Annotated in this window: 5 protein-coding genes and 4 pseudogenes; 5 read left to right on the top strand and 4 right to left on the bottom strand. The window is 39.8% G+C overall.

The window, feature by feature from the left end:
• Nucleotides 1–355: 355 nt before the first annotated feature.
• Both ACFIN0_RS04600 and ACFIN0_RS04605 read right to left on the bottom strand, forming a co-directional pair.
• Entirely contained in the window at nucleotides 356–988 is a 633-nt protein-coding gene (locus ACFIN0_RS04600; RefSeq protein ID WP_375702006.1) for a LysE family translocator, read from the bottom strand.
• Entirely contained in the window at nucleotides 985–1,593 is a 609-nt protein-coding gene (locus ACFIN0_RS04605) for a fumarylacetoacetate hydrolase family protein (protein WP_375702007.1), read from the bottom strand. The genes ACFIN0_RS04600 and ACFIN0_RS04605 overlap by 4 nt, the downstream gene beginning before the upstream one ends.
• Nucleotides 1,594–2,166: 573 nt before the next feature.
• On the opposite strand from ACFIN0_RS04605, the pseudogene ACFIN0_RS04610 reads away from it, so the two are divergent.
• From ACFIN0_RS04610 to ACFIN0_RS04620, 3 genes and pseudogenes are all read left to right on the top strand, one after another.
• Nucleotides 2,167–2,582, top strand: a pseudogene (locus ACFIN0_RS04610) (DEAD/DEAH box helicase family protein); the annotation flags it as partial.
• 78 nt (nucleotides 2,583–2,660) lie between these two features.
• Nucleotides 2,661–3,125, top strand: a complete 465-nt coding sequence (locus tag ACFIN0_RS04615) for a hypothetical protein (protein WP_375610516.1) — start codon at nucleotides 2,661–2,663, stop codon at nucleotides 3,123–3,125.
• A 46-nt stretch (nucleotides 3,126–3,171) separates the two neighbouring features.
• Nucleotides 3,172–3,333, top strand: a pseudogene (locus ACFIN0_RS04620) (hypothetical protein); the annotation flags it as partial.
• A gap of 1,338 nt (nucleotides 3,334–4,671) precedes the next feature.
• Here the strand turns inward: ACFIN0_RS04620 and ACFIN0_RS04625 are convergent.
• A pseudogene (locus tag ACFIN0_RS04625) lies at nucleotides 4,672–5,084 on the bottom strand (hypothetical protein).
• 124 nt (nucleotides 5,085–5,208) lie between these two features.
• A pseudogene (locus ACFIN0_RS04630) lies at nucleotides 5,209–5,457 on the bottom strand (hypothetical protein); the annotation flags it as partial.
• A 953-nt stretch (nucleotides 5,458–6,410) separates the two neighbouring features.
• On the opposite strand from ACFIN0_RS04630, the gene ACFIN0_RS04635 reads away from it, so the two are divergent.
• Nucleotides 6,411–8,207 carry a ShlB/FhaC/HecB family hemolysin secretion/activation protein gene (locus tag ACFIN0_RS04635; protein ID WP_375702008.1) on the top strand — a complete coding sequence of 599 codons (1,797 nt, stop codon included), beginning with the start codon at nucleotides 6,411–6,413 and terminating at the stop codon, nucleotides 8,205–8,207.
• 25 nt (nucleotides 8,208–8,232) lie between these two features.
• The coding region (locus ACFIN0_RS04640; RefSeq protein WP_375702009.1) for a filamentous hemagglutinin N-terminal domain-containing protein at nucleotides 8,233–12,782 on the top strand (4,550 nt) is incomplete at its 3' end.

Consider the following 12,782-nt stretch of genomic DNA (forward strand, 5'->3'; position numbering starts at 1 on the left):
AATTTAAATGATTTCTAAAATCATTTTTTTATTTTTATGATGCTATCATAAGTGAGAAGGAATTACTTTTGTTTCACAAAGGAAAAGAACAATATCATAGTTCTTTCTTTTAAAGTGATGAATAAGGATTTTGTTTAGACATTGGTAACATTTTATAAAATGTTACGAGAGACTCGCATTGTTTACACAAGCGTCCTTGAGAGTATGATAAAGAAATGCAACGTAATTCAGTTATACAAAGAAAAAAAGAACTGGGGATTGTATAAGCTCTGTTAGAGATTTAGCTATTCATAGTGAGAGACAGAATCAGGAAAAGATTGCTCTATTAACTTTACAATTTGTTATCGAAATAACATTATCCAAAGAAAATGAAAAAAGAAAATAGAGATAAAACTGTTCCTGTCGCAATATTAATGTATCCTTTTATTTTTTTCTTTTTTAAAGTGGCGTTTGCGAATGATATAAAAATGGTCATTAAAGTAAACCATGTAAAGATGTTGAAGGAATGTATCGTTACAAGTTCAAAGCCTTTTTTAATGCTACCGCCAGAAGCTAAGAATTTTGGAAAGGCTGCTATGTAAAATATTGATACTTTGGGATTTAGTATTTGTGTCAAAAAACCATCCATATAGCTGGTAAAAAGCTTTGTTGTACCGACAATGCTTTTTTCATTCGTTGATATTTTTTCTTTTGAATTTAAGCTGTGTATTCCAGATTTAATCGATTTAAAGCCCATATATAATAAATAGCAGCTTCCCATGAGTTTTACTAAAAGAAAGAGCGTTTTGTTGTTGAGAATGAGTGCTGATACCCCTAATATGGAAAATGCTCTATGCGCATATGTTGCTGTACATAACCCTAAAACGTTCATAAATGCGTTCTTTTTCCCCAATCTCGTTGCATTATCGATGATAAGGGCCATGTTTGGTCCCGGTGAGATGACTAAAAAAAATGAAACAATGAAAAAGGTTAGTATTTGATGACTCATTCTACTTTTAGCTCTGAGATTAATTGAGCTTCAAGATATAATTCTATTCTGTCAAATTTAGAGAGTTTTCCTACGCCCTGTGGAGTGCCTGTGTATATGATATCACCACGCCTTAGCTGAATGTAGTGACTTAAAAATGATATTATTTTCTCAAAGCTAAAGATCATATTTTTCGTATTGCCAACTTGCCTCGTTTCGCCATTTAACTTCATTGTAAAGGTTATTGGGTTGTTTATTTTTTCTTTGTTTATGAAGTCAGAGACGTATGCCGCTCCTTTAAATCCTTTAGATAAAAGCCAAGGAAGCTTTTTTTCTTTCAGTTTTGTTTGCAAGTCTCTTGCGGTAATATCAAGACCTATTGCTACGGCATCATAGCATTTTTCTGCTTCTTTCTCTGTGACCATGAAAGTGTCCTTTGAGATTCTGAGCACAATTTCAGTTTCAAAATGGATTTCTTTAGAAAAGTTAGGAAGATAAATTTCATTACCTAAAACGAGTGAACTTTTTGGCTTGCTAAAGATAACGGGTTCATCTTCAACAATATTGCCTAGTTCATGAACATGTTCAACATAATTGTATCCAACACAGTAGATGTCATTTATCATGGGAGCCCTCCAAATTTTTTATTTTCTCTTTGTATAGGCAAGAGAAAACTTTGCAAACAACATTTTTTCTTATATCGCGTTTTGCGTTTTCTGGAAAAGAAGCATTATGTGGGTTAATGACTAACCACGATGACAGCCCTTCGCATTATCCTCTTTTGAAGAGTGCTCAATCTTATAGTTTTTGAGATTATTTTCATTTTGATTGCTAATCTCCTGAAATTACTTTATTACTTAAAGAGTGATTTTGCTCGTCTACGCAGCGATTAGTAGGGTCTGAAAGCCCTAAAGTTCGATCATAAATGAGCCCACTCTGTGGGTGTCTCGGAATTATGGGATATTTTTCTATATCTAGGTGCTATGAGCACTAAAAGAAAAGATCTGTTTCGTGTTCAATACTTTCAGGCTCTCGGAATATTAATGCGAGGGTGCTCGCACCCAGCGGGGGGAGCTTAAGAGTGAAAAGAAAAAGCTACATTTTAACGGCATTTCTATAGGCAAAAAATTCGCTTTTAAAGAAAAATGCTGGGAATGTCGTAAAAGCAATTAGGGCACCAATTAGGGATAACTTTTCAACAAATCCAAAAGTATGAGAAAGTCTATGAGGGTTTAAAAGAAGCAGACCGTGGCAAACTTATTATGGTATGTGGAACGGAGAAGATTTTTACCAGCTTTAAGATAGCACAACAAATAGCCGAAACTGGAGAGCGTGTTTTGTTTTTCGTGCCTTTTCTGGCTTTGATGCCACAAACAATAAGAGAATGGACACGCTATACAGAAGTACCGTTTCATTCCTTTGTGGTGTATTCTGATACATAAGTTGGCAAGTGTCGTAAAACAAAGATGCTGCTGCCGAACTCGATGTCTCAGATCTCGCTCTATCAGCTACCAACTGATGCTTAAAAGCTTTGAAAAAAGAAAATAAAGTATTAGTAAATGCAATGACTGTGGTGTTTGCTACTTACCAATCAATCCAAGTGATTTCGGATGCTTAAAAGAAATACGGTTTATCAGAATTTGATCTGATCATTTGTGAAGTAGCGCAGGTTAAGGCGGATAAGGTAGAACCTTTGGTTGTAGAAGCCAAGGAAGTAGCTGAGACTGCGAAGACAACAGCGGAAGAAGCGAAGAGTGTTGCGGAGCAAGCAAAAGAAAAAGCTGATACGACGAAGCAAGGGCTTGGAGAGGTCAGGAGTTCATTAGACACGGTGACAGCAACGACAAATTCTGCGAATACAGCCGCCTCTGAGGCAAAAGTGTTAGCGGAAGAAGCGAAGAGTGCATTGACAGAAGTTCAAGAGAAGGCTCAGAGGAACAGTGACAGTCTTTCTGAACTTCAAGGTAATGTAGGTTCTCTTTCCACTAATTTTTTAGAGGATGTGCGTTTTCATCAACCTGACAGAATTCTGGAAGCCGATCCGAAAAATAGAAAAGGTCTTGTGATCAATGAAGGGGCATGTTTTCGCTTTTATCATGGTGGTGAGAATGTGGGGGTAGGTACCTCTTTTACCGCATTCCAGGGCATGGAAGGATGACTTTTGACGAAGATCTTGAAGCAGGAAAGGATTTTATTATACATATCTCTTCCTAAAAGATCAGACGAATGAGCTATCCTTTGATCTTTCGCAAAATCTGACGGCTCCTGATGGCTATACAGAGGATAATTCTAAAAAGATTAGTGGATTTCATACGCTATGTGCGAATGTTGGTGAGATCGAAGGTCATCTCTTATCAAGCATATAAGATATAATAATAAAAAATACAATAAAGTCAATAGTTTGAGTGTAATTATTTTATATGAATCCCCTTAAAAATCTACACTTTTATGCATGATTCATTTGACTATTTTTTATATAAGATTGCCATGTATGAATAGACCATAAAAAGCAAATCATCATGTAAATGTTATAACGCATGTGTCATTCAAATGAAAAGCAGATATCATTCATAACAGTTTATAAATTTTATGACACGTTTTTATCACAGCACAAATCACATTGTTTTAAAATTTAATTGTTTGGAATTATCGATAACACACGTTTAAAGATCATACCTTGTTTTAATGATTGGATTGTTAATCACATGATAAAAACATAAAATTACAGTTCTCAAAATTGAGAAGCGTAAAATAGAGAGCTGTTATAACAGCATCATCATAACACCGAAAATTTTAAAGATTGCATAAAAGGATTTAAAGAAAAGATCGCTTTTAAAAAAGCTTTCTAAAAATTTAGAAACGATAAGTAAGAAGCATAAATATAGTATCATCACAACAGCTATGCTAATTTTTAAAAACGAAACTGTATTCGTTTCCACAAAAAAATGGAAACGAACAATGCCATAGCAGTAGAATACTATCTACTTAGATATGGTACTAAAAAACGTTTTAAAAGTTACCGTTTAAAAGCACAGAGCCAAATATGAACTTAGCGATTTACTCACCCCAAAATTGGGGGCTGCTATTGAGGCAAAGATAAGCAAGCAAAATTCAAAAATATTTTAACATCATAAGGCATGGGATTTTACTTAATTTTGCTAGCCAAATATAGAGCGATTAATTTGCAAAGAAGTTACATTTGAGTGCAAAATGAAAATACGCTTATGAAAGCTTTTCTAAATGCATGTTTAAATGTTTGAAACTGATGTTTATAACAGTTTTTAAAGCCTTGCGTTTGATAAAATCGGTTGTTTATTGTCTTATGAGAGATTGTTTTGAAAACCAACGCTCGTAAATGTAAAAAGCGGGTTTTGATAAAGCTACCAAGCGTTTTGATTTGTTTGATACGTTTGATAGCCATAACAAGCGTTTATAGGCTCTCTTGTTAAAATGAGTGAGTAAAAATCGTATGCAACATTTACATTCCTTTTGATAAGTTTTCATAAAGATAATAGAGCGCTTGCAATATGATACGTTTTGTATATATGCACTCATTACTCCATATGGATGATTCATTTTGAAAGCCGCGTCATATCATTTGGCACGGATTTCTTTTATTTTACTCTCTCTTTTATGATATGTTTATAGCAATGCATTTTATATGCGTTTATAACCATAAAGAAGGCGCCGTCCATGCCTGTCATTTATTTATCTGTATCTGTAATCTTGATAATATTATCGTTTTCATAAACCTCACATTTTTTGGGAACGACACTTACTTTACTTTGACTGTTTAATTTTGCATTGCCATAGGCTTTACCCCAGACCTTGGCATTTCCATAAACAGAGCTACAGACCTCGGCATTGCCATAGACATGACCACAGACCTGAGAAAAATGGCGTATTTTTGCATTTTCATACACTCTTACATGACCATAGACACAAGCCTCATCATAGACCCAGCAATTGCCCTCATGAGAGAGGTTATCTTCCTTTTCAATAAGCCGCCTAAGGTATCTTCTTTGATATCAGCAAAATCTTTTAATGCTTTAATACGGTAGAGAATATGTTTACCAAATACACGCGTTTCATTTGTGAGTGCAAACTTCTTTTGCATGAGCACAATTCCTTTATAAAGAGATTTAAATTTTTAAATGAGATTTTTAAAGGAGGGTGCCCCCGCCGCGCCCACGCGTTATTTAAGCAGCGTCTTTTAGTGACTGATTATCATCACAGATATCATTACGGATTGTAGCGACCAGATCAATGCCGATATCACGTCCATCTTCATCATGCTCCTTAGCCCATTCCAAATAAGACTGAACCTTTTCGTATTCTTGCTTTTGAAGCGGGTCGTTTGTCAAATAAGCCATGACAAGGTTTTCAAACATGGTTCCTAATTCATGGGGTGATTTTGCTCGTTGACGATAATATTCTAAGAGAGAGCGTAAAGTGACGTATTCATTATCAGACTTAATAGATTGCAGTATATTGTAATAAAAATCCCTTGCCTTATGATATGATTAATAATCATCAAAAAAAATCAAAACGAAGCTTATTAAATCCATTTTGAACGAATTGAGAAAAAATGCAGAAAAATGCTAAAAAACCGATATTTTTTTCAAAAGGGGTTTTTAAAGGTACTTATCCACAGCCTATGACATGAGGTAAAATCAGCAAAATAGTGAATTTTGCTGTTCGTTTCACGTGTTCATCAAGACAAATGAACTATGTGCTTTTAAAATATCATAATGAGTATTTTGATAGGTTTTATGAGCCACTAAAATAATCTATTTTGTCAGTTTAATTTACTGACACAAACTGACAAATATATATTATGGATTGTATTTAAGGTTGTATTGTCGATATAGGTTGTATCGTTAAAGCTCTAACCTATTGAAATATAATGTTTTTAATTTTCTCTCATTTAAAAAAATAATATAGGCTCTAAAAAGAACTGACAACACTGACAGCACTGAGAAAACTCTTCTGTTCAGATCATTATCTTTGGAGAAAGGTTGCTTAATGCGCTGTACAGAGAGTTTTGCCTATTTGAGTAGAAAGTTTTAAAAGAGATTTCTTATTGTTTTCTATGATGGTTTTTGACGACAGGATGTGCTTGATAGGATGATGTCTCGTTTATATGCGTGTTGAGTGGCTTAGAGGAGCTGGAGAGTGAATTTATCTCTAATTATTGATAAATATATTGTAGCATTAAACTGGGGATATTGATGTATTAACCATTGACGGGCTAAACAGTTTTGTTTAGAGGTTTTTTCATATAAATGTGGGGGAGAGATCTTCAGCAGTTAAAATAAAGCAGTTTTTGGGTGTCACTTTTTTGGTCACAGAGGCATGTGCTTTTGTTAAAAGCGTCATAGGGCAGTGGCTGTTTTGAGTGGACTTGTTAGAGATTCCATGAAGTTCTTTTAAAGAGTGCTTCATGAATAGTGCAAAGCGGGGGCAATCTGTATTGTTTTCTGTATTTTTACGCCAAAGTTCTCTTTTGAGAATTTTTCGTGCCATTGTTGTTTTCTTTGGCTTGTTTAGTGGTGTAAATGTTTATGCGCGCTCCTCAGCTATTTTTCATTCCCCAACAGATAATTTTTCTCGTGGGTATTCAGAAAAGCAGCAATTAGAAAGAATTGAGAAATTACAGTCTTTAACGCCTAAAAGGATCAAGACGCCTTCAGAGCAAAATCCAGAAACGCTTTTGGGTGGGAAGCAATGTTTTCCCATTCATGCTGTTGTTGTTGAGGGAGTGCATCATGTCAAAAAGCGCTCTATATCAGCCGTAACAGAGCCTTATGTTGGAAGATGTATTGGGCTTTCTGATATCCAAATATTGATCAAGAAGTTAACCAAAGTTTATTTGGATCAAGGCTATGTAACGGCGCGTTTTTACATTCCTGATCAAGATATCAAAAACAGCAAGACGCTCAAATTTGTTGTCATTGAGGGCAAGCTTTCAGAGATTTACTATAATGGTTCACCGGCGTCTCGTTATAATAATGTTGTATGGAGTGCTTTTCCTGGGCTTCAAGGTCATGTTCTGAACATGCGCGATATTGAACAGGGGCTTGATCAGATCAACCGTTTGAGTTCAGCGCACGCTCAAAGCGAACTTCTTCCAGGGCGTGAAGAAGGGAGCACCATTGTCAATATTAACAATCATCCCGATAAAACGTTCAAGGTTACTGTTTCTCATGACAATATGGGACAATCTTCCACGGGTTATGCGCGTTATAGTGCGGGCTTGAGGGTAGAAAATATTTTAGGGATGAATGATGCGTGGGATTTTAACTATCAACGCAGTGAGCCCGATTATTGGGGTGGGAGCAAGCAAGAAGGACATAGCAATAACATTTCAGCGAGTGTGAGTATTCCATATGGTTATTGGACCTTTGGATTGAATGGCACTGTTTATAATTACCAAAGCATTATCCCTGGCAATTTTACCGATATTGAGACGACGGGGGATTCCAGTGAGTTGCACGCCAGTACAAGCAGGGTTCTTTACCGTGATAGTGTTTCCCTTACAACCTTGAATTTGGGTCTTTCTTATAAAAGAACCAACAATTACCTTCTTGGCAATAAGATTGAAGTGGGCAGCCGTCAATATAGCGTCGCCAATTTTGGCATTTCGCATTCGCGCCAGATGTTGGGGGGGACTTGGACCTTTGATGTGAGTTATTTGCAAGGTCTTCCCTTGTTTCATTCAGTAAAGAAACATGCGCCAGGAGCAGGGGATGCGGAGCCACAATTTGCCAAATTTACCGGTACGCTTAGTGTCATGACGCCTTTTAAGGTAGGGGGCTTGGACTTTATACTGAGCAATCTTTTGAGTGGTCAATATTCACCGCATAATTTATTGGGAGCTGAACAGATTTCGTTGGGGGGCGCTTCCAATGTTCGTGGCACGCGTGAGAGTTTGCTTTTTGGCAATAACGGTTTTTTTAGCCGGAATGATTTGCTGCTACGCACCGTTCCGTGGAGCAATCACGCGACCTTCAAAAAGGTTTTTGGAGAACTTCGCCCTTATGTTGGTTTGGATTATGGGCGTGTGTTTTCGCAAGTTTTGTATGGGATTAAAAGTGACCAGCTTGCCGGTTGGACAGCCGGTGTCAAGCTTGCGGGAGGCATGGTCTCTCTTGATGCCAGTTATTCCGGTATTTTTTGGAGCACAGTTAAGCACAAAAAATCAGGAACATTTTTTATGACATTAACAATGGAACTTTAAGCATTTTTTATTGGGGAGTTAACGTATGAGATATGAGAAGAGAGCAGAAAGAGCAGCTTTATTAGGTGTTTTAGTCTCCAGTACGATGCTCAAAAAGGTTTTATTTGGGGGACTTGGTTTTTCTTGTTTGTTAGCCCCTTCAGCGTTACAGGCGCAAATTACTGTGGATCCTAACGCGAATGCCGCCCATCGTCCAGATATAGTGGCAGCGCCCAATGGGGTTCCCTCGATTGATATTGTTACCCCCAATGGCAAGGGCTTATCGCACAATAAATATAACGATTTTAATATTGGAAATCCGGGTGTGATTTGGAACAATCATGCGCAAGAAGTGGGGCAATCGCAGTTGGGGGGCATTATGCCGGGCAATCCGCATTTGCGTTTCACGGGTTCAGCGAAAGTGATTTTAAATGAAGTGACCAGCAGCAAGCGCAGTGCGCTTCATGGTCCAGGAGAGGTTTTTGGGAGCCCCGCCGATGTGATTATAGCCAATCCCAATGGGATAAGCTGTGATGGTTGTGGCTTTATCAATACGCCCCATGCGACTTTAACCACAGGTGTTCCCGAAATTGATGCGAGCGGTTTTTTGAAAGGCTTTGAGGTGCGAGGTGGGGATATCACCTTTGGCGCTAAGGGAGCCAATTTTTTCTCTGGCAAGGGGGCTGTTGATATTGTCGATATTGTCTCACGCACAGTGCATTTTGAAGGAGCTGTTGCGGGCAGAGAAATTGGTGTGACAGCAGGGACGGGTCACTTTGATTATGCTTCACGGGAAATGAAAGAACTGACCGATATTACTGGTAAACCGGAATATGCGATAGATGGTTCTGCTTTGGGGGCTCTACAGGCGGACAGAATAAAACTTGTGGCAACAGAAAAAGGTGTTGGGGTTCGCATGCGCCATGATATGGCAGCCAATGCGGGGCAGTTGCATCTTTCTGCTGACGGGAAAATCTCGTTGAAGAATGTTTTTGGTCATGGGGGTGTTGTCCTCAAATCGAAAAGCCAGAGCGTATTGGCAAAGCACATCACCTCGAAAAAGCATATTGATATTGCCGCCCATAAGGATGTGACGTTAGAAACGGTTGGTGCTGATGGTCATTTGAAGATAGAGGCGCAGGATGGGCTTTTATCGATTGCCGGTAAGGCAACCTCTGGGGGCAATATGGAGCTTTCTTCGCGCCAGACACTTCAAGTTTCAGGGCTAGGGTCAGGTGCTGATATGGCTCTTGAATCGGGCGGAGACTTGAAGCTTGAGGGGATTGTTTTAGCGCAAGGGAATCTCAAGGCGCATGCCGGTGGTGATATACAAGCTCATTTTTTAGCCGGTGGGGTTGATATGGCGGCAACGGGTGCTGCTGGTGTTGTTGTTCTTGGCACCCAAGGGGATGTTGATCTCCAGAGCAGTCAAGGTGCGATTGTTGCTGAAAGTGTTTATGGGGCAGGAGATATCACCCTGGTTTCTCATGATGGGCTTTCTGTTTTTCAAACAATTCTGTCGCATCAAAATGTTGCCATTCAAGCACAATCAGCAACAAATGCTCCCGTTCATTTTGGGCAACTTTTAGCCTATGGCAAGGCAAATATTGAGGGTGGGGCGGTTGACTTTTCTTCACTGATGACGGGTGAAGAAGCTGTTTTAAAGGTTGGCAGCCTTGATGCAGGGACACTGATGACAGGTGTCGTTTCTACGGGCGGTTCAGGGGATCTTGTTTTAGATGAAAAGGGCTTTCTTTTGATTACAGCAAAAGAAGGGGTGAAGGTTGGTCAGATTGCCAGTGGTGGCAATATTGAAATTTTTGCAGGCAACGACATCTATTATGATCAGGTCATAGGCTATGGCAGTGCAACATTGACATCGGTATCAGGAGAGATCAGTGTTGAGAATGTGTTGTCTGCTGAGGGGGATGTGAGGTTGACGGCAACAACTCTCGATTTAAGCAATAATCGTTCTCATATTTACACGCCGCAAACGCTGTATTTAATTGCAGATCATATTGATGTCTCAGAGAGCGAATTGACTTATGGCGGTTTAGACTTTCAAAGCACCAATGCTCTTGATATTCACAATGCGCGGCTACAAGCCGTAAGAGATGGCGGTGGGACTGGAGATATTCTTTTTGTTGCTCCAAGCGTTATGGTTGATGAGACAACTTCTGTTTTAGCGGCACGAGATTTCGTGATCAAAACGGGGGAGCTTGGAAATAGCGGTCAATTGGCATCGGGGCAGGATTTAGCTTTTAGCGTGACGGGCAATGTGACCAACAGCAAAACGGGCTTAATTTATGTGCAGGGCAATGGTGCTTTACAAGTTGATGGGGATTTGCTCAATGATTTTGGCACTATAATGGCAGAAGGTGATTTATCTTTTACCAATGCAGATGGTAGCGGAAAAAGCCTTTCCCTTGTTAACAAAGCGGGCTTTATTCAAGCTGGTGGAAACTTAAATATCCAAACCAACACTCTAAAAAACGAAGCCGATAGCACGCCTGTCATCACGGAAAAAACGGAATATAGCGATATTTCATTCGAAAAACCAGACAAATATAATTTTCTCGATGGTAGGCCTTTATATCATGATATGTACTGGGATCGTTGGGGAAAAGGAAAACTTTCTAAGAGGGAGAGTGGGCCAGTCGGTCCAAAACACTTTATATTTGAGCAACAACTTTGGAATAACAAAGAAGGAACCTATGGCACGGCAACTTTAAAAGATGGGACAGTCTATAAGGCATTTACTTGGAAACATAATGCTCGAAAAGGAGACATAGAAGAGTTTGTATGGAATGGTTCTCGGCGGAAGGGAGGATGGTTTGGGTCAATAAACGAAGACTGGTCACACATGACAGAAAAGACTGTCACACAAGCATTTTCGCATAAACCAACTGTTTCGGGGGTAATACAATCTAGTGGCAATCTCATCATTAACGCTGATACCATTGACAACCATTATAGCTCTATAGAAGCAGGGGGAAATGCCGATATCCACGCTGGTGTGCTCACCAATCTGGGGGCAACAGCTTATAAAAAAACTTATCTGGGTTGTAATGCCAATACGCAGGATGGTTATTGTTATGGCTATAAAGCTGATGGAAGCCGCGATGTTTCTTTAGATATAGCCGATGGCAAGGATCGCCATACTGGTTCAGAAGCTCTTGATGCAGCTCCTGGTCTTGTCCAAGCGGGTGGCACGTTGAATTTGGTGGTCGATCAACTCAATAACACGGCAGCGGAAGGTTCGATTACAGGGGATGCGCATTTTAAAGCACAAGCAGTTGAACGTAAACCACTGGAGTCCTTAAGTGGTTTAACCGGGGCTGGCGCTCTCTTTACACCAAAAGTGGATCTCAATAATGCAGGGGAACTTTCTGAGGGGCTCCCTTTACCAAAGCCCCAATCGGGTGGGGTTGGGGGCACGCTGCCCAATCAAAATTTCATTTATGAAACGCGGGCAGAATTCCTTGATGTTGGCAAGTTTTATGGCTCAGCCTATTATTTGAACAGAATTGGCTACAATCCTGACAGAGAGATTTTTTTCTTAGGGGATGCTTATTTTGAAAAGGAATTGATTGAGAAACAAATGCGTGATCTTGTTGGTCAAGGTTTGGGTAAAGGCTCCTTTATTCCTGGAAGTGATGCCATTGAACAAGTCAAAACTTTGCTGGATGTCGGGGCAGACTATGCAAAAGCCCACAATCTCCCCTTTGGTGAGGCTTTGAGTGAAGAACAATTGGCATCCCTAGAAGCCCCGATGGTGATTTATGTGCGCCAACAGGTCAAGGGCATGGATGTTTATGCACCGGTGCTTTATATCCCTGAAAAAGACAGAGCCTCCTTTGTTTCTGCTGGAGCTTTGATCATGGGCGATGATGTCAATATCACCAGCCAGAATACGAGCAATTCAACGATTATCAATTCAGGGCGGATTGCGGCAAATCACCAATTGCATGTGCATGGCGGGGATATCTTTAGTCAAGGGGGGCATTTTGCGGCGGGTGGTGATGCTGTTTTAGTTGCGGAGAAGAATATTCGTTTAGATGCAGGGCGCACAACGGTTGACGGCGTGGAGACCGTTTTAAATACCGAGGCGCTTTCTGCTGGTGGTAATGCAACGGTGATTGCTAAACAAGATATCACCGCCTCAGGGGTGGGGATCACTACCGGAGGTGATCTTGCCATGGCTACAGAAGAAGGTAACTTGACGATCGGTTCAGCAGAAACCCATTACCATGATGAACACGGTGATGCCACCATGCATCATAAATCAGAAGTCAACTCTGGAGGCTCAACAACGCTTTCCTCTGGAAAAGATTTGAATATTTTAGGCTCTGATGTTCAAACAAAGGATAAACTTCTCTTACAAGCTGAGAGCAATGTTTCGATTGATGCCACACGCAACAGTATGGACAATCAGAATGGGAGTGAAACATCTCATGTTGCCTTGCACAATGGCTCTCATTTAAGTTCTGGAAAAGAGACCACTGTTCTATCGGGTGGCGATATCCATATTGCTGCTTCCGATATAGATGCCAAGGGTAATGTTGCTCTTGGCGCCCAAGGGGAGGTAACAATAGG

It is taken from the genome of Bartonella sp. AA89HNZF (genome assembly GCF_042196905.1).
Classification (GTDB): domain Bacteria; phylum Pseudomonadota; class Alphaproteobacteria; order Rhizobiales; family Rhizobiaceae; genus Bartonella.

Excerpts from the sequence above, each read along its gene's own strand:
- ACFIN0_RS04600 (WP_375702006.1), bottom strand. The coding sequence starts at position 988 with ATGAGTCATCAAATACTAACCTTTTTCATTGTTTCATTTTTTTTAGTC.
- ACFIN0_RS04605 (WP_375702007.1), bottom strand. The coding sequence starts at position 1,593 with ATGATAAATGACATCTACTGTGTTGGATACAATTATGTTGAACATGTT.
- ACFIN0_RS04635 (WP_375702008.1), top strand. The coding sequence starts at position 6,411 with ATGAATAGTGCAAAGCGGGGGCAATCTGTATTGTTTTCTGTATTTTTA.